Origin of the sequence: Bradyrhizobium sp. ma5, assembly GCF_042258955.1 — a bacterium.
GTDB lineage: Bacteria > Pseudomonadota > Alphaproteobacteria > Rhizobiales > Xanthobacteraceae > Bradyrhizobium.
In genome coordinates, this window is sequence record NZ_CP170156.1 from 4,695,573 (window position 1) to 4,716,684 (window position 21,112).

The 21,112-nt window shown below is 65.5% G+C and carries 17 protein-coding genes; 4 read left to right on the forward strand and 13 right to left on the reverse strand.

Annotated features, from left to right (window positions below):
- Positions 1 to 5: 5 nt before the first annotated feature.
- The 9 genes from mgtE to dusB form a co-directional block, all read right to left on the reverse strand.
- The gene (gene mgtE, locus ACE103_RS21735; RefSeq protein WP_375774832.1) at positions 6 to 1,376 is read right to left on the reverse strand and encodes a magnesium transporter; all 1,371 of its coding nucleotides are present in this window, start codon (positions 1,374 to 1,376) and stop codon (positions 6 to 8) included.
- 158 nt (positions 1,377 to 1,534) lie between these two features.
- On the reverse strand, positions 1,535 to 2,710 hold the full coding sequence (locus tag ACE103_RS21740; protein WP_375774833.1) for an FAD-dependent oxidoreductase: 1,176 nt from the start codon (positions 2,708 to 2,710) through the stop codon (positions 1,535 to 1,537).
- Positions 2,711 to 2,754: 44 nt separating this feature from the next.
- Positions 2,755 to 4,143 carry a GTPase HflX gene (hflX, locus tag ACE103_RS21745; protein ID WP_375774834.1) on the reverse strand — a complete coding sequence of 463 codons (1,389 nt, stop codon included), beginning with the start codon at positions 4,141 to 4,143 and terminating at the stop codon, positions 2,755 to 2,757.
- A gap of 11 nt (positions 4,144 to 4,154) precedes the next feature.
- Positions 4,155 to 4,403 carry an RNA chaperone Hfq gene (gene hfq, locus ACE103_RS21750; RefSeq protein WP_006020546.1) on the reverse strand — a complete coding sequence of 83 codons (249 nt, stop codon included), beginning with the start codon at positions 4,401 to 4,403 and terminating at the stop codon, positions 4,155 to 4,157.
- Positions 4,404 to 4,791: 388 nt separating this feature from the next.
- Positions 4,792 to 6,162, reverse strand: coding sequence for a sigma-54 dependent transcriptional regulator (locus ACE103_RS21755; RefSeq protein WP_223966450.1), 1,371 nt, complete (start codon positions 6,160 to 6,162; stop codon positions 4,792 to 4,794).
- A gap of 17 nt (positions 6,163 to 6,179) precedes the next feature.
- A complete protein-coding gene (locus tag ACE103_RS21760; RefSeq protein ID WP_375774835.1) occupies positions 6,180 to 8,648 on the reverse strand; it encodes an ATP-binding protein in 2,469 nt (822 codons plus the stop codon).
- Positions 8,649 to 8,838: 190 nt separating this feature from the next.
- On the reverse strand, positions 8,839 to 10,281 hold the full coding sequence (gene ntrC, locus ACE103_RS21765) for a nitrogen regulation protein NR(I) (protein WP_029084144.1): 1,443 nt from the start codon (positions 10,279 to 10,281) through the stop codon (positions 8,839 to 8,841).
- Positions 10,282 to 10,290: 9 nt separating this feature from the next.
- Positions 10,291 to 11,466 carry a nitrogen regulation protein NR(II) gene (locus ACE103_RS21770; RefSeq protein WP_223966447.1) on the reverse strand — a complete coding sequence of 392 codons (1,176 nt, stop codon included), beginning with the start codon at positions 11,464 to 11,466 and terminating at the stop codon, positions 10,291 to 10,293.
- The gene (gene dusB, locus ACE103_RS21775; RefSeq protein WP_223966446.1) at positions 11,463 to 12,464 is read right to left on the reverse strand and encodes a tRNA dihydrouridine synthase DusB; all 1,002 of its coding nucleotides are present in this window, start codon (positions 12,462 to 12,464) and stop codon (positions 11,463 to 11,465) included. Before dusB ends, ACE103_RS21770 begins: the two co-directional genes overlap by 4 nt.
- A 284-nt stretch (positions 12,465 to 12,748) precedes the next feature.
- Between dusB and ACE103_RS21780 the strand changes: the two genes are divergently transcribed.
- The 3 genes from ACE103_RS21780 to ACE103_RS21790 all read left to right on the forward strand — a co-directional run bounded on the left by ACE103_RS21780 (position 12,749) and on the right by ACE103_RS21790 (position 15,101).
- Positions 12,749 to 13,945 carry a bifunctional 2-C-methyl-D-erythritol 4-phosphate cytidylyltransferase/2-C-methyl-D-erythritol 2,4-cyclodiphosphate synthase gene (locus ACE103_RS21780; protein WP_375774836.1) on the forward strand — a complete coding sequence of 399 codons (1,197 nt, stop codon included), beginning with the start codon at positions 12,749 to 12,751 and terminating at the stop codon, positions 13,943 to 13,945.
- Position 13,946: 1 nt separating this feature from the next.
- Complete coding sequence (locus ACE103_RS21785; protein WP_375774837.1) at positions 13,947 to 14,546, forward strand: CinA family protein; 600 nt, start codon at positions 13,947 to 13,949, stop codon at positions 14,544 to 14,546.
- A 168-nt stretch (positions 14,547 to 14,714) separates the two neighbouring features.
- On the forward strand, positions 14,715 to 15,101 hold the full coding sequence (locus ACE103_RS21790; RefSeq protein ID WP_375774838.1) for a BA14K family protein: 387 nt from the start codon (positions 14,715 to 14,717) through the stop codon (positions 15,099 to 15,101).
- Between the two features lie 102 nt (positions 15,102 to 15,203).
- Here the strand turns inward: ACE103_RS21790 and ACE103_RS21795 are convergent, their stop codons facing one another.
- The 3 genes from ACE103_RS21795 to lipA form a co-directional block, all read right to left on the reverse strand.
- Positions 15,204 to 15,671, reverse strand: coding sequence for a type II toxin-antitoxin system RatA family toxin (locus ACE103_RS21795; protein WP_375774839.1), 468 nt, complete (start codon positions 15,669 to 15,671; stop codon positions 15,204 to 15,206).
- The gene (locus ACE103_RS21800) at positions 15,671 to 16,210 is read right to left on the reverse strand and encodes a DNA topology modulation protein (RefSeq protein ID WP_375774840.1); all 540 of its coding nucleotides are present in this window, start codon (positions 16,208 to 16,210) and stop codon (positions 15,671 to 15,673) included. Before ACE103_RS21800 ends, ACE103_RS21795 begins: the two co-directional genes overlap by 1 nt.
- A gap of 77 nt (positions 16,211 to 16,287) precedes the next feature.
- Positions 16,288 to 17,247, reverse strand: coding sequence for a lipoyl synthase (gene lipA, locus ACE103_RS21805; RefSeq protein ID WP_375774841.1), 960 nt, complete (start codon positions 17,245 to 17,247; stop codon positions 16,288 to 16,290).
- Positions 17,248 to 17,381: 134 nt separating this feature from the next.
- Between lipA and ACE103_RS21810 the strand changes: the two genes are divergently transcribed.
- Entirely contained in the window at positions 17,382 to 17,987 is a 606-nt protein-coding gene (locus ACE103_RS21810) for a DNA-3-methyladenine glycosylase (RefSeq protein WP_375774842.1), read from the forward strand.
- 18 nt (positions 17,988 to 18,005) lie between these two features.
- Here ACE103_RS21810 and ACE103_RS21815 read toward each other — a convergent pair whose 3' ends face one another.
- Positions 18,006 to 20,873: a valine--tRNA ligase gene (locus ACE103_RS21815; protein WP_375774843.1), complete on the reverse strand. Its 2,868-nt coding sequence runs from the start codon at positions 20,871 to 20,873 to the stop codon at positions 18,006 to 18,008.
- Positions 20,874 to 21,112 lie beyond the last annotated feature (239 nt).

The following is a 21,112-nucleotide window of genomic DNA, read 5'->3' on the forward strand; positions in this document are numbered from 1 at the left end:
ACGGCCTACAGCAGCGTGCCGTGCAGGATGACCGCCGCTACTCCGAAATAGATCACGAGGCCGGTGACGTCGACCAGCGTCGCGACGAACGGCGCGGACGCGCTCGCCGGATCGAAGCCGATGCGCTTGAGGATGAACGGCAGCATCGATCCCGCCAGCGAGCCAAAGGTGACGATGCCGACCAGCGCGGCGCCGACGGTGATCGCCACCAGCATCCAATGCGGACCGTAGTCGAACAGGCCAAGCGTCTGCCAGAGCGTGATCCTGATAATGCCGATCACGCCGAGGATGGAGCCGAGCACGATACCGGTCGGCAACTCGCGCAAGGCGACGCGCCACCAGTCGCGCAGCCGCACCTCGTGCAGCGCCAGCGAGCGGATCAGGAGCGAGGTGGCCTGCGAGCCGGAATTGCCGCCGGAGCTCATGATCAACGGGATGAACAGCGTCAGGACGATCGCCTTCTCGAGTTCGCTCTGGTACGACTGCATCGCAGTCGCGGTCAGCATTTCCGAAAGGAACAGCGCGCACAGCCAGCCGCCGCGCTTCTTGATCATTTCAAGGAAGCCGATCCGCAGATAAGGCTCGTCGATTGCTTCCATGCCGCCGAACTTCTGGGCGTCCTCGGTCGATTCCTCGACGATGGCGTCGATGACGTCGTCGACCGTGACGATGCCGAGAATATGGCCGGGTCCGTCGACGACGGCGACCGCAAGCAGATCGTAGCGCGAGATCAGCCGCGCCGCCTCCATGCGGTCAGCCTCAGGCGCGATCATCAGCGGCTTCCGCGCCGGTGCCGCGGTCAGCACATTGGCGTGCGGGTCGGCCGAGATCAGGCGGCGCAGCGGTACGGCCTGGATCAGGGTCTTCTTGACCGGGTCGGTCACGAAAATCGAGTAGACGGTCTCGCGGGTGCGCTCGACCATCCGGATGTGATGCAGGACCTCGGCGATGGTCCAGTTCGAGGGCACGCTGACGAATTCGGTCGTCATGATGCTGCCGGCGCTGCGCTCGGGATAGGCCAGCAGCCCGGAGATGACGTTACGTGTATCCGGATTGAGGCCGTTCAGCAGCGTGGTGCGCAGCGGCTCGACCAGTTCCTTGAAGATGTCGGCGGCGCGGTCGTCGGAGACGCCTGATAGCAGCGACACCGCGGTGTCCTTGGGCAGTTCGGCCAGGATCTCGCAGGTGTTGTCGAGCCCGGGCAGGTCGAGCACCTCGATCGCCTTCTCCGCCGGCAGCGATTGCAGCAGCTTCGCCGCATCCGCCGGCTCCCGGGCATTGAGCGCATCGACGATCTCGGGCGCCCGCACATGGGCAAGATCCCCGTTCGGGCCGGCGAGCGTGTCGTGGGTAATGGTGTCGCTGGTGTCCTGCATCGATCGGCCTCGGCTTTGCGTCCAGCAGCGCAATGAACCAAGGCGGCGCAGATTTCAAACAGAAAGTGCGGCGGCACGTCGCAGGCGCGGTCGAGTGAGGCCGCGTCACGGCGTCGTCACATTTCGGGAGATTGCGAGGTGCCGTGCCGGAGGGCTGCTCAGGCCCGGCTGAACAGTTTCGCTGCGTCTTCCACTGCCTGGCGCGCGGCGGCGAGATCCGGCGTCTCGTTGTCGTCGTTGAAGCCGAAATAGTCGCTTTCGCCGAGCGGCTGGACGACGATGCCGTCGCGTCGGCCGAGGACGCTGAGGCTACGGTAGAAGACGCCGTAATTGACATCCGGCTGCGGAATGAGCCAGGCGATCTGGCCGCGCACCGGAACGATGCTCTCGTCCCGAAACAACGCGCGGGCGCCGTAGCCGGTGCAGTTGACAATGACGGTATCGCGGATCTTCGAAAGATCGGACGGCGCGTACAGCTCGATCGGCACGAACAGCCCGCCGGCGCGCTGAAACTCCGCCTCGAGTTGACGGTAGAGATCCGTGACGTTGTAGGTGAGCGAGGCGCTCTTCCAGGCGTAAGGCGCGGGAAACGGATTTGATCCGGCGGCCAGCAAGTCCCATCGCGGCGTCAGCGACCTGATCCGGCCGCGCAATTCGAGGAATTTCTTCTGGCCGTCGCCGGCGGCATGCTGACGTCTGTGCGGACGGCCGTCGGCGTCCGGCGCATCGTCGGAAAGCAAATAGCGATCGGTCCATTCGATCGGATTGCCGGCAAGGCCGAGATAGCTTTGATGGGTGGCAAAGGTCGTGCGCGCCATCCGCTCCCAGCGGTCGGCAAAGTCCGGCGCGACGTCTGCTTCCATCGCGATCCGCGAATCCGGCGACCAGTCCCCGGTCGCACGCGCCGAGCGCACCTGCGGGAAGCGCTCCTTGGCGTAGATCGTGACGGTCGCGCCCATCCGCTGGGCGGTGATCGCCGTCGTCAGACCGATCGCGCCGGCGCCGAGGACGGCGATGTTGCGCGCACTCAATTGCAAAGCGAGCGGCACGGCCTCCTGCGCGGCGCCCCAGGACAGCGACCAGCCGCTGCCGCCGTGGCCGTAATTGTGCACGACATATTTGCTGTCGATCCATTCCGCCTCGATGCGCGGACCGGCAGCGCGGAACGGACGCAGGCACACCGTGACGCGAAACATGCGATCCGGACGCGCGAGGACCGGCCGGAGCGCAGGGGCATCGACGAAAGCAGCGTTGTCGGCGGCCCCACGCGTTGAAATGCCCGCGACCGCAGCGCTCGCCAGACCGCCGCCGAGAAATGCTCGACGATTGAACATCGATCCCACTTCGATCCCCCTTGCCGCCACGGATGTCCGGGACGTTACGTCCCGTGCGGAAGAGCATCGAATCGTGACATGACGATGTCGCGCTTGGTCTCGTCGACCCGCACCGTCATGTCGAAGCGCTCGCCATTGAGTTCCTTGTTCAGGACCTCGGCATTGCGATGCAGCCAGCTGATGCCGGCGCCGTCGGAGGCATCGATCGAAAGATTGAGCGTGATGCGCTTGGCCGCGAGGCGATCCTCGATCGCAGTCAGGAGCTCCTCGATCCCCTCGCCTGTGACGGCCGAGACCAGGAAGCACGGCCGCTCCGGCGGCCGGCGCGCGGCGATGTTGCGCAGATTGTCCCGTTCCTCCGGATCGAACCGATCGATCTTGTTCCAAACCTCGATGATGCGCTGGCCGCCGTCGGCGTCAGGATCGATGCCGAGCTGGTGCAGCACCGCCTCGACGTCGCGCTCCTGCTCCTCCGCATCCTCGTGGGAGATGTCGCGGACGTGCAGGATGATGTCGGCTTCCAGCACCTCCTCCAGCGTGGCGCGGAACGCAGCCACGAGCTGGGTCGGCAGATTGGAGATGAAGCCGACCGTGTCCGACAGCATCGCCTTGCCGCCATGCGGCAGGTTGAGCGCGCGCAAGGTCGGGTCGAGCGTCGCAAACAGCATGTCGGCGGCCTGCACGTCGGCGCGCGTCAGGCGATTGAACAGGGTCGATTTGCCGGCATTGGTGTAGCCGACCAGCGCGACGACGCGGTACGGCACGCGCTGGCGTCCGGCGCGATGCAGTCGGCGTGTCGCCTGTACCTTCTTCAGCTCGTTCTCAAGCCGCGTGATGCGGTCGCCAATCAAGCGGCGGTCGGCCTCGATCTGGGTCTCGCCGGGGCCGCCCATGAAGCCGAAGCCGCCGCGCTGCCGCTCGAGATGCGTCCACGACCGCACCAGGCGGCTGCGCTGGTAATTGAGATGGGCGAGCTCGACCTGCAGCGCACCTTCCTTGGTCTTGGCGCGGCGGCCGAAGATTTCCAGGATCAGGCCGGTGCGGTCGAGCACCTTGGTGCTCCAGGCCTTCTCGAGATTGCGCTGCTGGATCGGCGACAGTGCGCAATCCATCACCACGAGCTCGACCTTGTCGCCGGCGACGAGGCCGTTGATCTCCTCGACCTTGCCCTTGCCGAGATAGGTCGCGGGCCGGATCTGGCTGATCGGCGCGACGACGGATTCAACCACGGTGAGGTCGATCGCACCGGCGAGGCCGGCGGCTTCCTCGATTCGCGCTTCGTAGTCGCGGACAGACAAATCCGTTTGCGCATCGCCGTCGCCACGGCGCATGCGCAGGTAGGGGCCGATGACGATCACCCGCCCGGTGCTCAAGTCCCCCGCCGACCCGGGCCTGGACCGGCCGGCGCCCCCTTCAGGATTGAAGGGTTCCAATCAGTTCACTCTCAAGCCGGTGCGTCCTCACCACCTTCGAACAGCTGAATCGGAGCGCCGGGCATGATGGTCGAGATCGCGTGCTTGTAGACAAGCTGCGAGTGACCGTCGCGCCGCAGCAGCAAGCAGAAATTGTCGAACCATGTGACAATGCCCTGCAGCTTCACCCCGTTGACCAGAAATATCGTCAGTGGCGTCTTTGTTTTACGAACGTGATTAAGGAAGGTGTCTTGTAGATTTTGTGCGCGGTCTGCCGCCATTGTTTTTGTCCCGCAAGCTTGTGCTTCTTTTTATTGAACCGGTTGCGGCTCTCTGACGGAGCCTCCTCCGGCTGCCCGCCTGCCCTGAGATCCCCCTCTGGCAGGCGTAGCAGTAGGATTAGAGGCCACGCGCGGTTTTTAGGCAAGCCGGTTCGCGCAGCAGTCGGTAGGAACACGGTGGCAATTCTAAGAAAGCGCAGAGAAAGAGACGAATATTCTCGCAGGGAGTGGATAAATCCCCCGGTTGTACCTGCCTCGCCCTTGCCTCGCTCCGCGGCCCGCCCGGACCCGAGCCTAGCCCTGCCTCCCCGGCGGATGACCGCCGAGGCTTCGCGCCAGGCTAGCGGCGAGTGCCGGCCCAAGGCGTAATGGGTCAGGCGTTTCGGGGTCAGCCGACCCCGAGCGCCTTCAGCTTGCGATGCAGCGCCGAGCGTTCCATCCCGACGAACTCCGCGGTGCGCGAGATGTTGCCGGAGAAGCGGCTGATCTGGGCGATCAGATAATCGCGCTCGAACACTTCGCGCGCCTCGCGCAGCGGCAGGCCCATGATGTGCTCGCCATTGTTGGAGGTCGGCATCGCCGGCACCATCGAGCCGACGTCCTGCGGCAACATATCGGCAGTGATGATCGCCTCCGGGCCGCCGCCGGCCAGGATCATCACGCGCTCGACGTTGTTGCGGAGCTGGCGGACGTTGCCCGGCCAGACATGCGACTGCAGCACGGCCATCGCGTCCTGTCCGATCTGCCGCTTCGGCAGGCCGGTGGCCGCCGAGATCTGGTCCATGAAATAGTCGATCAGCTCGGGGATGTCCTCGCGGCGCTCCGACAGCGGCGGCACCCGGATCGGCACCACCGAGAGCCGATGATAGAGATCCTCGCGGAAGCGGCCCGCCGCGATCTCCTCCTCGAGGTTGCGCGCGGTCGAGGAGATGATGCGGACGTCGACATGGACCTTGCCGGTGCCACCCTGGCGCTGGAAGGTCTGATCGACCAGCACGCGCAGAATCTTGTTCTGGGTCTCGCGCGGCATATCCGCGATCTCGTCGATGAACAGCGTGCCGCCATGCGCCTCCTCGAGCGCGCCGGCCTTGCGCTGCTGCTCGCCGTTCGATCCCTCGATGCCGAACAGCTCGATCTCCATGCGTTCCGGCGTGATCGCGGCCGCATTGATCACCACGAACGGCCCCTCGGCGCGCCCTGACGCATGGTGCAGCATGCGCGCGGCAAGCTCCTTGCCGGCGCCGGAAGGACCGACGATCAGGATGCGGCTGTTGGCTTTGGCGGCGCGGTCGATGGTCTGGCGCAGCTGATTCATGCAGGCCGAGCGGCCGGTCAGGACGCTCGCCGCGGGCGCCAGTTGCTTGAGCTCCTTCACCTCACGCTTGAGCCGCGAGGTCTCCAGCGCCCGCGTCGCGACCAGGATCAGCCGGTCCGACTTGAACGGCTTCTCGATGAAGTCATAGGCGCCGCGCTTGATCGCGGCGACGGCGGTTTCGATGTTGCCGTGGCCGGAGATCATCACGACCGGCAGATCGGCGTTGTCCTTCTTGATCTGCTCGAGCAGTTGCAGGCCGTCGAGCTTCGAGCCCTGCAGCCAGATGTCGAGGAAGACCAGGTTCGGGCGGCGGTTGGCGATCTCGGCAAGCGCCGAATCGCTGTCGCGCGCGGTGCGCGTGGAAAACCCCTCATCGTCCAGGATACCCGCAACGAGGTCGCGAATGTCTGCTTCGTCGTCGACAATCAGAATGTCACTTGCCATGGGTTACACCTGCGTTGTCAGTCGCCCGTCGCGGCTTTGATTCTTGGCTGTTGGCTTCTTGGCTCTTGCGCATTTGGCTCTTGGTTATTTGGTTCTTGCTGATCGGGTTCTTGGATCGGCTCTTGGATTTTTGGTTCATTGTTGGTCGCCTGTGCCGGGCCGTTGGTCGGCTCTTGCGGCGGATTTTTTTCACTGTCGGGGTCGGATGATTTCACGTCCGGCTTTTGTTCCTTGCTCTCGGGCTTGTTCTCCGGCTTGGCCGCCTGGCCCGTGACCGAAAAGCGCAGCCGCATCCAGGCACCGCGCTGGCCCTCGCGGAAATCGGACGCGTCCTTGAGCTCGATCCGGCCGCCATGGTCCTCCAGAACGCGGCCGACGATCGCCAGTCCAAGCCCGGTGCCCTTCGCCCGCGTCGTGACATAGGGCTCGAGCAGGCGCGCACGGGCGACCTTGGGCAGGCCGATGCCGTTGTCGACGACATCGATCAGGATGTCGTCGCCCTCGCGCTGCGCGACGACGTCGATGCGGCCCTTGCCGAGCTCCTCGCGCGGGACCTGCTCGATCGCCTCGGTCGCGTTCTTGATGATGTTGGTAAGCGCCTGTGAGATCAGCCTGCGGTCGAACTGTGCCGGCAGCGGCGACTGCTTGATTTCGGCCTCGATGTCGAGATCGGGATGCGCGACCTTCATCAGGAACACCGCCTGCTTGACCACGTCGGCGACGTCCTCGCCCTCGATCACGGGCTTGGGCATCCGCGCAAAGCGCGAGAACTCGTCGACCATGCGCCTGATGTCGTCGACCTGGCGCACGATGGTATCGGTGCACTGCTCGAAGATCGACTTGTCCTTCTCCTCAGTGATGGTCTTGCCGAACTTGCGGCGGATCCGCTCGGCGGAGAGCTGGATCGGGGTCAGCGGGTTCTTGATCTCGTGGGCGATGCGGCGGGCGACGTCGCCCCAGGCCGAGGTGCGCTGCGCCGACACCAATTCGGTGATGTCGTCGAGCGTGATGATGTAGCTGTCGCGCGACTGGCTGGTCTGCTCGGCCGAGACGCGAACCGACAGGTTGCGCTCATTGCCGTCGCGCAGGATCGTGACCTGCCCCTGCACCAGGCGCTGAGTGCCTTCGCGCGCCGTCTTCATCATCTCGTCGAGCTCGGGCAGCACGTCCGAGAGCGGATGGCCGAGCGTCTCCGACTCGGCATGCCCGATCAGCTTCTCCGCCGACCGATTAAGGACGCCGATAGTGCCTGAGGCGTCGACCCCGATGATCCCGGCGCTGGCCGACGACAGCACCGCTTCGATGAAGCGGCGTCGGCTGTCGATGGTCTCGCTGGCATCGACCAGCTCGTTGCGCTGGGTGCGCAGCTCCTGGGTCATCTTGTTGAAGATTTCGCCGAGCAGCGCGAGGTCGCTTGCCGACTTGTGGACCGGCACCTGGACATTGAGGTTGCCGGTCGAGACCTCGCTCGCCGCACCCATCAGCTGGCGGATCGGCGACACCAGCCCGTTGGCGAAGTTGAGGCCAATCAGCACCGAGGCCATCAGGATGGTCAGCGCGATCACCGCGAACATCAGCGCGAACGCCACCTGGATGCCAAGCCTTCGGGTCTCGAGCTGGGCATATTCGGCGGCGCTGGTCTGGGTCTGCTTGAGCTGGGCGACGACGGCCGGATCGAGCAGACGCGCCACGTACAGGAACATGTCGTCATAGGCCCGCAGGCGGACCACGGAAGCGACGTAGTTTTCGGGGAAGACCGAGATCTTCGGCTCGGTCTCGTTGATGTCCTTGAGGATGTCCGGCGGCGGCGCCTCGTAGTTCAGGCGAACGCCGGTTTCGGCGCTGGCGACGATCTTGCCGTCCTTGTCCATCAGCACCGCGACCGGCAGGTTGCGGGACTCGGCGCCGGCCGTCATCAGCTGCAGGAACGTCATGCGATCCTGGTCGTAGAGCGGCCGCGCATGGGCGAGATCGTTGGCCATCGCCAGCGTGTCGCCGTTGATGAGCTGCGCATGCTCCTGCATGTAGGCGCTGGCAATCGTCAGCGAGTTCTGGATCACCTGCTTGGTGGGGCCAGAGAACAGCCGGTCGAGGCCACGCTCGATGGTGACGTTGGCGACGATCGACACCAGCACGGCGGGCAGCACCGCAATCACCGAGAACAGGCCGACGATCTGGACATGCAGCCGTGCCGCTGCCCGGCCCCGCCGCCTCGCCTGCACCATCTGCCAGACTTCCCGGACGATGATGCCGACCAGCAGCAGGATCGTGGCGGCATTGATCATCAGGAAGGAGCGCACGACCTCGGAGGTCGGCTCGATCGGGGTCAGGCCGGTCAGCACCACGAAGGTGAGGAAGCCGGACAACAGCGCGATCGCCACGGCGAACGGTGCCAGCCAGCGCCGCAGCGGGAAGCCCCGCGCCTCTACATTGGGCTCAGCCGGGGACGCGTGTAACGTTGAAGCGGTGGTGTCTGCGCTGGTCATACCGGCAATTGAGCTGAAAGCGATCGCCCGCGGGAATTGCGAACTGATGCAATCATATCACAATGTTGCCGAATTGCGACATTTCCGCGGCGCAAACCGCGGTGCGGCGCCGTGTCCCTCAAAACCATTTGTGACTACTCAATAACGGTAGCGAGGCTTGAAGCCGGGCTTGCGCCCCGCCCCGTCGGTCCTAGCCGCCGCTCCGGTAGACCTGGATATCGAGGTCGCGGATCTTCTTGCGCAGCGTGTTGCGGTTCAATCCGAGCAGGTCGGCGGCCCGGATCTGGTTGCCGCGAGTCGCCGCCAGCGCGGCGGTCAGGAGCGGGATCTCGATCTCCTTGAGGATGCGGTGGTAGAGGCCCGGCGGCGGCACGCCGTTCGGGAAGCCGGAGAAGTGCGAGGACAGATAGGCCTCCACGGCCCCGCCGAGATTGTCGACGCCGACGGTCGCGGTGCTGCCGGAGGTGACGGCCGGCGGCGCCAACTCGCCGTCGATCACAGAGGCGGTGATGACGTCCTGCGGATAGAGCGCGGCGAGCCGCCGGGCGAGGTTTTCCAGCTCGCGGACGTTGCCCGGCCAGCGGTGCTGCTTCAGCCGCTCCAGCGCCTGGGTGTCGAGCTTCTTCGGCGGGAGGCCGTCCTTCTCGGCAAGCGAGAAGAAGTGCCGGATCAAATCGGGCAGATCCTCGATGCGCTCGCGCAGCGGCGGCAGCCGCAGCGGCACCACGTTGAGGCGGAAGAACAGGTCTTCGCGGAACAGGCCCTGCTGGATCAGGATGCGCAGATCCTTGTTGGACGCCGCGACGATGCGCACGTCGGTCTTGATCGGGGTGCGGCCGCCGACGGTGGTGTATTCGCCCTGCTGCAGCACGCGGAGCAAACGGGTCTGCGCCTCCATCGGCATGTCGCCGATCTCGTCGAGGAACAGCGTGCCGCCCTCGGCCTGCTCGAAGCGGCCGGAGGCGCGGGTGTTGGCGCCGGTGAACGCGCCGCGCTCATGGCCGAACAATTCGGATTCGATCAGGTCGCGCGGGATCGCCGCCATGTTGACCGCGACGAACGGGCCGTTGCGGCGCCGGCCATAGTCGTGCAGCGCGCGGGCGACCAGCTCCTTGCCGGTGCCTGACTCGCCCGAGATCATCACGGTGAGATCGGTCTGCATCAGCCGCGCCAGCACGCGGTAGATCTCCTGCATCGCCGGCGAGCGGCCGACCAGCGGGATCGAGTCGAACTCGCCGTCATCGGCGGGACTGGAGACCCGCTCCTTCGGCTCGGCCAGCGCGCGGCCGACGATGGTGATCAGCTCCTTCAGGTCGAACGGCTTCGGCAGATATTCGTAGGCGCCGCGCTCGGAGGCGCGGATCGCGGTCATGAAGGTGTTCTGCGCGCTCATCACGATGACCGGCAAATTCGGCCGCATCTTCTTGATCCGCGGCAGCAGATCGAACGCGTTCTCGTCGGGCATCACCACGTCGGTGATGACGAGATCGCCCTCGCCCTGGCTGACCCAGCGCCACAGCGTGGCGGCGTTGCCGGTCAGGCGCACCTCATAGCCGGCGCGCGACAGCGCCTGGTTCAGGACGGTCCGGATGGCGGTGTCGTCGTCAGCGACAAGTATGCTACCTGCAGGCATTGGTGTTCCTCATCGTGTATCCTGAGAGGCAGGCGAGGACGTACCCGGAACGTCATCGCGGTTGCTTTGGTCGTGTTGTTTGGCGGCGGTGTACATCGGCATCAGCACGCGGAAGGTGGTTTTGCGCGGCTGCGACTCGCATTCGATGATGCCGCCGTGATCGCCGACGATCTTGGCGACCAGCGCGAGGCCAAGCCCGCTGCCGGTCTGCTTGGTTGTGACGAAGGGATCGAACAGGTTCGGCAACAGGTCCTCCGGCACGCCTGAACCGTTGTCCTTGACGCAGAACTCGAGCGGCAGCGAGACCCGCGATTTCTTGCCGGGCACCGACAGCCGCACGCCGGGCCGGAACGCCGTCGTGAGGTGGATCTCCGCATCGGTGCCGAGATCGGCGACCGCTTCGGCCGCGTTCTTCACGAGGTTGAGGAACACCTGGATCAGCTGGTCCTGATTGGCCAGCACCGGCGGCAGCGACGGATCGTAATCCTCGATGAAGCGGACGTTGCGGGCGAAGCCGGATTGCGCCAGCCGCTTCACATGATCGAGCACGGAATGGATATTGACCGGGCCACGCGCCACCGGACGGTCGTCGCCGAACACTTCCATGCGGTCGACCAGCGTCACGATGCGGTCTGCCTCATCGCAGATCAGCCGCGTCAGCAGCCTATCCTCTGAGGAAGCCTGCTGCTCGAGGAGCTGCGCCGCGCCGCGGATGCCCGACAGCGGATTCTTGATCTCATGGGCGAGCATCGCGGCCAGCGCGATCACCGAGCGCGCCGCGCTGCGATGGGTGAGCTGGCGGTCCATCTTGTCGGCGATGGTGCGCTCCTGCAGCATCACCACGATATGCCCGGGCCGCTCGGTCAGCGGCGCGACGTGCAGGTCGACCTGACGATCGCCGCCGATCCGCGGCGTGCCGAGATCGACCTTGTATTCGTTGACCGGCGAGCCGCTCGCCCGCACCTGCTCGATCAGCGCGAGCAGCGGGCTGCCGAACGGCACCAGCTCCTTCAGCGACTGCCGGCGCAAGAACTGCGTCGAGATCTCGAAGAAGGATTCGGCGGCGATGTTGGCATCGACGATCCGTCCGTCGGGGGCGACCAGCAGCACCGGATTGGGCAGCGCGTTGAGGATGGCCTCGCCGTCGGTGGGCACGGGCCGGCGAAATTCCATGGCTGACGTCATGCGGCAGCACTCCAGGCAAAATCGTCGTAGGCGTCCTCGAGCGCGCGATGCACGCTGGACGGCTGCTCTGAAGTCAGGATCGCCTGCCGCCAGGTCTTCAATGTTGCCGCCGGCGCGCAGCTATAGGCCGCCGCAGTCTCCAGCGCCCAGCCGAGATGCTTGCGCGCATGCCTGAGCCCGATGCGCAGGCCATAGTGGCTGCAGACCTCGTCATAGAGCGCGCGAACATGCTTGAGCTGCTCGGCGAGCGACGGCGCGGCCTCGGCGACCCCGGTCTCGAGCCGGCGGCCGATCTGGCCGGGCAGCCAAGGCTGGCCCTGCGCGCCGCGGCCGATCATGACGGCGTCGGCGCCGGACATCTCCAGCGCGTCGAGCGCCTTGTCGAACGAGGTGATGTCCCCGTTGACCACGACCGGGATCGTGACGGCATCCTTGACCGCGCGCACCGCGTTCCAGTTGGCCTCGCCCTTGTAGAACTGGCAGCGGGTGCGGCCATGGACGGTGATCATCTGCACGCCGGATGCCTCGGCGCGGCGCGCCAGTTCGGGCGCATTGAGCGAGCGATCGTCCCAGCCGAGCCGCATCTTCAGCGTCACCGGCACCTTGACCGCCGCCAGCGTCGCCTCGATCAGCGTCACCGCGTGGTCGAGGTCGCGCATCAAGGCCGAGCCGGACTGGCCGCCGGTCACGTGGCGCGCCGGGCAGCCCATGTTGATATCGATGATGTCGGCGCCGGCGCCCTCGGCGATCCGCGCGCCTTCCGCCATCCAGTGGGTCTGGCAGCCGGCAAGCTGGACCACATGCGGCCCGATCCCGGCTGCCTCACAACGCAGCTTCGACATCGGCTTACCGTTCACCAGATCGTCGCTGGCGGTCATCTCGGAGACCACCAGTCCGGCGCCCAAACTAGCGGCGAGTCGCCGGAAGGGCGCGTCGGTGATGCCTGACATGGGCGCGAGGAGAACCCGGTTGGCGACAGCAATATCGCCTATCTTCAATGGGTTACGAGGAGTACTTTGCACGCCGGTCACAGCCGTCTCGTCGTTCTGTCAGCTACGCCATTGCAGCTGACGTCGTCTATTCTGCGCACAATTCTTGTGCAGTCAAGGCTCATGCCTACGGTTTAGACATTCCTACCACCTGTACAAGTGCACTGCAACAAAATCTGCTTTTCCCACAGTCATCGGCAAACGCTCTGTTTTTGCGCAGCGGTCATGCTAAGGGCTGTGCGCGGCGGTCCCCGCCGCTCCCCTCACCCCGATTTGTTTGTCACTGGTTCAACATGCCGAAGCCTGAGCGTACCGCAGCCATCCTTGTCGCAGCCGGCCGTGGACTGCGCGCCGGCGCAGGCGAACCCAAGCAGTACCGGACGATCGGCGGACAGACGGTGATCTACCGCGCCATGGAGGCGTTCTCCGGGCACCCCGACGTGTTTGCGGTGCAGCCGGTGGTCAATCCCGACGATGCCGCACTGTTCGACGAAGCGGTCGCGGGCCTCCGCCATCAACCGCCGACGCCGGGCGGCGCGACCCGGCAGGCCTCGGTTCATGCCGGGCTCGAGGCGCTCGCCAGCGCGAAGCCCGACATCGTGCTGATCCACGATGCCGCGCGCCCCTTCGTCACGTCGGCAGTGATCTCCCGCGCGATCGCCGCGGCCGGCCGGACCGGCGCTGCGATCCCCGTGATTCCGGTCACCGATACGATCAAGGTCACCGGCGATACCGGCGATGTCGAGGCGACGCCCGAGCGCGCCCGCTTGCGGATCGCGCAGACGCCGCAGGCATTTCGTTTCGACGTAATATTGGAGGCGCATCGTCGCGCCGCGCGCGAGGGCCGCAGCGATTTCACCGACGATGCCGCGCTTGCCGAATGGGCGGGATTGACCGTTGCGACGTTTGAAGGCGATGCTGCCAACATGAAACTCACCACACCCGAAGATTTCGTGCGCGAGGAAGCGCGGCTCGCAAGCCAGCTCGGCGACGTCAGGACCGGCACCGGTTACGACGTGCACGCCTTTGGCGACGGCGACCATGTCATGATCTGCGGCGTGCGCGTGCCGCACACAAAGGGATTCTTGGCCCATTCCGACGGCGATGTCGGGCTGCATGCGCTGGTCGACGCCATCCTCGGCGCGCTGGCCGACGGCGACATCGGCTCGCACTTCCCGCCGAGCGACGCCAAGTGGAAAGGCGCCTCGTCAGACCAGTTCCTGAAATATGCCGTCGAGCGCGTCACCGCGCGCGGCGGGCGGATCGCCAATCTCGAGGTGACGCTGATCTGCGAGCGGCCGAAGATCGGCCCGCTGCGCGACACCATGCGGGCGAAGATCGCGGAGATCTCCGGCGTCCACATCTCGCGCGTGGCGGTCAAGGCCACCACCAGCGAGCGGCTCGGCTTCACCGGCCGCGAGGAAGGCATCGCGGCGACCGCGAGCGCCACCGTTCGCCTCCCCTGGGATGAAACCGGCTGGAGTGCCTGACATGGGCGGCAGCGACGCTCGTGCCCTCTCCCGCGCGCTGCTCGACCTGTGCCGGATGCGCAAGCTGACCATCGCGACCGCCGAATCCTGTACCGGCGGCCTGGTCGCCGGCGCGCTCACTGATATTCCCGGATCGTCCGACGTGATCGACCGCGGCTTCGTCACCTATTCGAACGAGGCCAAGCGGGCGATGCTCGGCGTCAAGGCGGCGACGCTGGAGACGTTCGGCGCGGTGAGCAAGGAAACCGCGACCGCGATGGCGATCGGCGCGCTGGAAAAGGCCGGCGTCGACCTTGCGGTCTCGATTACCGGGATCGCTGGCCCCGGCGGCGCGACGCCGGGCAAGCCGGTCGGCCTGGTGCACTTCGCCGTCGCCGCGCGTGACGGTCGCATCGTTCATCGTGAGCAACGATTTGGCGCGATCGGCCGCAGCACAGTGCGGCAGCGCTCCGTGGTCGAGGCGCTGCGCATGCTGATGGAGCTCGCGCGCCCGCCGCAGGCCGCAAAGCCGCGCCGCGAGGCCGCCAGCCGGTTGCGGACGCGGGTGGCCCGGTCGCCGCGAAGCCATGCCGCGAAGCGCCGAAGGCCGCCACGCGGATAGGCCTACGCAAGTCGGATCGCGCGAAGGCTCACACTACCCTCAAGTCAACTGCGACCCAGTGCCGCCTATCTCAGGTGGAACTGCGACGTCGCTTCGCCGTTTTCCATTATTCCCGCTCTGCCGTTTGAATCGTTTTTCCAAACAGCAAAATCCCACAACAAGGAGAAAATGATGAAGTTGGGAACTTTGGTCGTGGCCGCAATTACTTCTGGCGCCATGACGCTGTCGACTATTGCCCCCTCGTTCGCCGCACCGCTCGCGCCCGCCCGTTTGCAGGACCAGCCGACCTCCGTCGAGCACGTGCAGTATCGTCACTGGCATGGCGGCCCGCGTTACGGCTACCGCGGCGGCTACTACGGTCATCGCCATGACGGCGGTGGAAACGGCGCAGCGATCATCGGCGGGCTTGCAGCCGGTGCGATCATCGGCGGCGCCATCGCGGCGAGCCAGGCCAAGGCCAACAACGACGCCTATTGCTCGCAGCGTTTCCGCTCCTACGACCCGGGTTCAGGCACCTACATCGCAAAGGGCGGCGTGCGGCGTTCGTGCCCTTAAAGTCAGCGAACGCGCCTCCGCACTATCCGTCATGCCCGGCCTTGTGCCGGGCATTTGCGTTCCGGGGAAACGACCGCCTCGTCAGCGGACGAGACGGCGTCACTAGGTCGAGAGCTGGGGCTTGCCGTAGACCTGGTCGGCACGCTTCTCGAATGCGGCGGCAAAGCGCGAGAACGCGGCGTCGAACATCGAGCCCATCAGCATCGCCAGCATCCGGCTCTTGAGTTCGTAGTTCAGGAAGAAGCCGACATCGCATTCGGTCTCCGACTTCGGCTCAAAGCTCCAGCGGTTCTCCAGATTGCTGAACGGACCACGCAGGTACTCGACCAGAATCTTCAGGTTGGGCCGGTCGAGCGTCACCCTGCTGGTGAAGGTCTCGCGCACCAGCTTGAAGGAGACGGTCATGTCGGCGACCACGACCTCGGTGCCGTCGTCCTTTGGCGTCCGCTGGCGGATCTTGAGCGCCTGGCACAGCGGCACGAATTCCGGATAGCGCTCGACGTCCGCGACCAGGTCGAACATTTGAGGTGCGGTGTGGCGGACCCGCCGCTTGCTTGAGAATCGTGGCATCAGTGGATACTCACACGGTTTTGCTGGCGTGCGAGACGCTGCAGATAATCGTCCGCCTGGGCCCGATCGGTGAAGCAGACCAGCGATTGATCGGCGCGCAAGCCCGAAAAATATTCGATCAGCTTCGGCCGCTGCTGCTGGCGATAGGTCCAGACATAACGGAAGAATTCGAGGTCGATCTTCTCCGGGCACCCTGCCGCCATCTCGGGGCGAACCTGGCCATAGCTGCCGGCAATCCGCCCCAGGATTCCGAGCATGCAGGTCAGTCGCGGCAGGTCGAACCAGATGATCGTGTCGGAAAGCTCCCGGCGCAATTCACCTGCGCCGTTCCTCATGAAGTTCCCATCCATGATCCAGCGCGGCCCTCGCGTGACCTCGATCATGCGGCGCTCGAATTCATCCTTGTCGGACTCGACCCAGCCCGGCTTCCAGAACAGCGCGTCGATCGACACAGTCGGGATGCCCGTTATGGCAGACAGCCGTCGCGCAAAGATCGACTTGCCGGACCCCGACGATCCCATCACCAGCACGCGTTGCATTGGTCCCGTCCAAGATTCGGTCAAGGCTCGATCAGGCAACGGCGCGCGGTGACGCCGGCCTCCTGCCGTTTCAAAATCTAGCGGCCGCGAGCCGTGCGTGCCGCCTGCAGCTTCGCAAAATCCTCGCCGGCATGATGCGACGAGCGCGTCAGCGGACTCGCCGACACCATCAGAAATCCCTTGGTATAGGCGACACGCTCGTAGCCGGCGAATTCATCCGGCGTCACGTAGCGCATCACGGCGTGATGCTTGCGCGTCGGCTGCAAATACTGGCCGATGGTCAGGAAATCGACCTCGGCCGAGCGCAGATCGTCCATCACCTGCAGCACCTCGTGCCGCTCCTCGCCGAGACCGACCATGATGCCTGACTTGGTGAAGATGGTCGGGTCCATTTCCTTGACCCGCTGCAGCAGCCGGATCGAATGGAAGTAGCGCGCTCCGGGACGGACCGTCAGATAGCCCGACGGCACCGTTTCCAGATTGTGGTTGAAGACATCGGGCTTGGCCGCGACCACGCGCTCGAGCGCGCCGTCCTTGCGCAGGAAGTCCGGCGTCAGGATCTCGATCGTGGTGGTCGGGCAGCGCGCGCGGATGGCGCGGATCACTTGCGCAAAATGCTCGGCACCGCCGTCAGCGAGATCGTCGCGATCGACCGAGGTGATCACGACGTGGGCCAGTCCCAGCTTGGAGACCGCCTCGGCGACGTGTTCGGGCTCATGCGCATCGAGCGCGCCGGGCATGCCGGTCTTGACGTTGCAGAACGCACAGGCGCGGGTGCAGGTGTCGCCCATGATCATGAAGGTGGCGTGCTTCTTGTCCCAGCACTCACCGATGTTGGGGCAGCCCGCCTCCTCGCACACCGTGACGAGGCCGTTCTCCTTCACGATCTTGCGCGTGTCCGCATAGCCGCGCGTGTTCGGTGCGCGGACCCGGATCCAGTCCGGCTTCGGCGGCGACACGGCATCCGGCCGGTTCACCTTTTCGGGGTGGCGCGGGCGGACCTGAGTGGTGGAGATGGTGTCGACGATGGTGACCATTTGTGCCTGCAAGTCGCGAGAGGCCATAGCTAGTCCGTGTTGGCACGGCTCGCAACCCGGCCTATGCAACCCTAGCAGATCAGCCAATATATTGGCAGTGTCGAGGTCCGTTCCGCCCCGATTCCCACCTCAAAATGGCTCAAAAACCCCGCTCGACCCGTGCGACCGCGCCGCGCCTCGGCAAAGCTCTGAAACGCTCGTTCTTCGATCGCAGCGTCCTCGAGGTCGCGCCCGACCTGATCGGCGCGACCTTCCTGGTCGGCGGCGTCGGCGGCATCATCACGGAGGTCGAGGCTTACCATCACACCGAACCGGCGGCCCACTCGTTCAACGGACCGACCCCGCGCAACCAGGTGATGTTCGGCCCACCGGGCTTCTCCTATGTCTACCGATCCTACGGCATCCATTGGTGCGTCAACTTTGTCTGCGAGGCGCCGGGCTCTGCCAGCGCCGTCCTGATCCGCGCGCTCGAGCCGACCCATGGGCTTGCCACGATGCGCCGGCGGCGCGGACTGGAGGATGAGCGCGCCTTGTGCTCGGGGCCCGGCAAGCTCTGCGAGGCGCTCGGCATCACGATCGCGCACAGCGAACTGCCGCTCGACCGTCCGCCGATCGCGCTCCACGCGCGGCTAGAGCCGCCCGACATCGTCACCGGATTGCGGATCGGCATCACCAAGGCCGTCGACCTGCCCTGGCGCTACGGGCTGAAAGGATCGAAGTTCCTCAGCAAGCGGTTCTGAGCGTCACAGCGCTATCAGCTATGACGCCTTCTTCAGCAGCTCGATCGCCTCGAGGATCTTGGCGCGGCGCTCCGTTGCTGCCGCGCGCTTTTCCTTCTCTTCCTCGACGAGCTCTTCCGGCGCGTTGGCGACGAACTTCTCGTTGGAGAGCTTTGCATCGACCCGCTTGATGTCGGCGTCGGCCTTGCCGAGCTCTTTCTCCAGACGCGCCCGTTCGGCCGCAAGATCGATCACGCCCTTCAGCGGCAGCGCGACGACTTCGCCGCGCACGAGCAGCTGCATGGCGCCTTCCGGGGCGGCGTCAGCGAAGGAAATCTCCGACAATCGCGCGAGGCGCTTGATGGTGTCGTTCCAGCGCTGGGCGCGGTCGCGCGTCTCGTCGGAGGTGGTCACGATCACCAGCGGCGTCAGCGTCGACGGCGGGATGTTCATTTCCGCCTTCACCGATCGCATCGTGGTGACGAGATCGACCACCCAGCCGATCTCGGCCTCGGCTGCGGGATCGCTGAACTCGTCCGCATCGAGCGCGGCAATCACCGGCGGAATGATCGGATCGACCACCGGACCTGCGGTCGCGATCGCCGCCAGTTGCTCCCCGGTCACGCCCGACTTGCGCGGCCAGGGCGCCAGCACCAGGAGGCCGTCGCGCTTTGCGGTCACGGCCCACAGCTCTTCGGTGATGAAGGGCATGAACGGATGCAGCAGCTTGAGGATCTCGTCGCGGGTCCAGGCGATCATGGCGCGGGTCTCGGCTTTGGCCGCGCCCTCCTCGCCCATCAGCACCGGCTTTGCGAGTTCGAGATACCAGTCGCAGAACACGTTCCAGACGAAGCGGTAGATCGCGCCGGCCGCGTCGTTAAAGCGATGATCCTCAATCGTCTCGGTCACCTCGCGGGTGACGCGCGAGGTCTCGTGCGCGATCCAGCGGTTCAACGTCTCCTTGGCGCCCTTCGGATCGAAACCATCCGGCTTCACGCACTCGTTCATCTCGGCGAAGCGACAGGCGTTCCAGAACTTGGTCGCGAAGTTGCGGTTGGTCTCGACCAGGTGCGGCGACAGGCGGATGTCATGGCCCTGCGCCGCCTCGCGGGTCAGCGCGAAGCGCAGCGCGTCGGCGCCGAAATCGTCGATCACGCCGAGCGGGTCGATAACGTTGCCCTTCGACTTCGACATCTTGGCGCCCTTCTCGTCACGGACGAGACGGTGGATGTAGACGGTCGAGAACGGCGCCTCCTTCATGAAGTGGAGGCCCATCATCATCATGCGGGCGACCCAGAAGAAGATGATGTCGAAGCCCGTGACCAGCGTGTTGGTCGGGTAGTAGCGCGCGACCTCCGGGGTGTCGTCGGGCCAGCCCAGCGTCGAGAACGGCCACAGCGCCGACGAGAACCAGGTGTCGAGCACGTCCTCGTCGCGCGTGATGAAGCCCTCGCGCTTGGCGGGATCGACCGCCATGTCGTGGCCCTGCTCCGGTGTGATGACTTCCTGCTCGACGTAGTAGCCGAGCGCGTTGCCGACCGCCTCTTCCTCGGTCTCGGCGACGAACACCTTGCCGTCGGGCCCGTACCAGGCCGGGATCTGATGGCCCCACCAGAGCTGGCGCGAGATGCACCAGGGCTGGATGTTCTCCATCCACTCGAAATAGGTCTTTTCCCAGTTCTTCGGCACGAACGTCGTCTCGCCCGAGCGCACCGCCGCCATCGCGGGCTGCGCCAGCGTCTTGGCGTCGACATACCACTGGTCGGTGAGGTACGGCTCGATCACGACGTTGGAGCGGTCGCCATGCGGCACCATGTGGGTGTTGGGCTCGATCCGTTCGAGGAAGCCGAACTCCTCCAGCCGCGCCACGATCTTCTTGCGCGCCGCGAAGCGCTCGATGCCGTGAAACTCCGCCGCGAACTCGTCGGCGCCCGTTGGCAGGCCGCGCAGATAGTCCTCGTTGCCGGTGAGGCTGAGGCAGCCTTCCTGGTCGAGCACGCTGATCTGCGGCAGGCCGTGGCGCTTGCCGATCTCGAAGTCGTTGAAGTCGTGCGCCGGCGTCACCTTGACGGCGCCCGAGCCCTTCTCCGGATCGGAATAGTCGTCGGCGACGATCGGAATCCTGCGGCCGACCAGCGGCAGGATCACATGCCGCCCGACCAGTTCGGTGTAGCGCTCATCGTCCGGATGCACCGCGACCGCGGTGTCGCCGAGCATCGTCTCCGGACGCGTGGTCGCGACCACGATGAATGATTTGGGGTCCTCGGGATTGAACGTCCGCCCCTCGATCGGATAGCGCAGGTACCAGAGATGGCCCTTGACCTCGACCTGCTGCACTTCGAGATCGGAGATCGCGGTGAGCAGCTTCGGGTCCCAATTGACCAGGCGCTTGTCCTTGTAAATCAGGCCCTGGCGGTGCAGTTCGACGAACACCTTGACGACGGCGCGCGACAGGCCCTCGTCCATGGTGAAGCGCTCGCGCGACCAGTCGCAGGAGGCGCCGAGGCGCTTGAGCTGGTTGACGATGGTACCGCCGCTCTCGGCCTTCCACTGCCAGACCCGCTCGAGGAACTTGGCGCGGCCCATGTCGCGACGGCCCGGCTCCTGCCGCTCCATCAGCTGACGCTCGACCACCATCTGGGTGGCGATGCCGGCATGGTCGGTGCCGGGCTGCCACAGCACGTCGCGGCCGCGCATCCGCTCGAAGCGGCACAGGATGTCCTGCAGCGTGTTGTTGAGCGCATGGCCCATGTGCAGCGAGCCGGTCACGTTCGGCGGCGGGATCACGATGGTGAAAGGCGCGGCGTCCTTGCGCTCGGGCCGGCCGGCCTTGAACGCACCGCTCTCCTCCCAGATCTGGGCCATCCGGAGCTCGATATCAGCGGGCTGGTAGTTTTTCTCGATCATGACAATGCGCTGTGGACCATGGGGAAAGGCTAGAAAGCCGCCAGAACGCACCAAGTCAACCGGACCGGCACGTCAAAACGGCGTTGAGAGCGTTTTCGAGCGAAGTGGACACCGGTTCGCGTGAAAACGCGTCAAAACAGGGAACTGGCGTTTCGGGCCTGCCCCGATCAAAACCGAAACTATCGGGCATTTGGGGGCTGAATGAGGGCTGCCAAGCCCCTGCGGTAGGAGCTGACGCC

Excerpts from the sequence above, each read along its gene's own strand:
- mgtE (WP_375774832.1), bottom strand. The coding sequence starts at position 1,376 with ATGCAGGACACCAGCGACACCATTACCCACGACACGCTCGCCGGCCCG.
- ACE103_RS21740 (WP_375774833.1), bottom strand. The coding sequence starts at position 2,710 with ATGTTCAATCGTCGAGCATTTCTCGGCGGCGGTCTGGCGAGCGCTGCG.
- hfq (WP_006020546.1), bottom strand. The coding sequence starts at position 4,403 with ATGGCGGCAGACCGCGCACAAAATCTACAAGACACCTTCCTTAATCAC.
- ACE103_RS21755 (WP_223966450.1), bottom strand. The coding sequence starts at position 6,162 with ATGGCAAGTGACATTCTGATTGTCGACGACGAAGCAGACATTCGCGAC.
- ACE103_RS21760 (WP_375774835.1), bottom strand. The coding sequence starts at position 8,648 with ATGACCAGCGCAGACACCACCGCTTCAACGTTACACGCGTCCCCGGCT.
- ntrC (WP_029084144.1), bottom strand. The coding sequence starts at position 10,281 with ATGCCTGCAGGTAGCATACTTGTCGCTGACGACGACACCGCCATCCGG.
- ACE103_RS21770 (WP_223966447.1), bottom strand. The coding sequence starts at position 11,466 with ATGACGTCAGCCATGGAATTTCGCCGGCCCGTGCCCACCGACGGCGAG.
- ACE103_RS21780 (WP_375774836.1), top strand. The coding sequence starts at position 12,749 with ATGCCGAAGCCTGAGCGTACCGCAGCCATCCTTGTCGCAGCCGGCCGT.
- ACE103_RS21785 (WP_375774837.1), top strand. The coding sequence starts at position 13,947 with ATGGGCGGCAGCGACGCTCGTGCCCTCTCCCGCGCGCTGCTCGACCTG.
- ACE103_RS21790 (WP_375774838.1), top strand. The coding sequence starts at position 14,715 with ATGATGAAGTTGGGAACTTTGGTCGTGGCCGCAATTACTTCTGGCGCC.
- ACE103_RS21795 (WP_375774839.1), bottom strand. The coding sequence starts at position 15,671 with ATGCCACGATTCTCAAGCAAGCGGCGGGTCCGCCACACCGCACCTCAA.
- ACE103_RS21800 (WP_375774840.1), bottom strand. The coding sequence starts at position 16,210 with ATGCAACGCGTGCTGGTGATGGGATCGTCGGGGTCCGGCAAGTCGATC.
- lipA (WP_375774841.1), bottom strand. The coding sequence starts at position 17,247 with ATGGTCACCATCGTCGACACCATCTCCACCACTCAGGTCCGCCCGCGC.
- ACE103_RS21810 (WP_375774842.1), top strand. The coding sequence starts at position 17,382 with ATGGCTCAAAAACCCCGCTCGACCCGTGCGACCGCGCCGCGCCTCGGC.
- ACE103_RS21815 (WP_375774843.1), bottom strand. The coding sequence starts at position 20,873 with ATGATCGAGAAAAACTACCAGCCCGCTGATATCGAGCTCCGGATGGCC.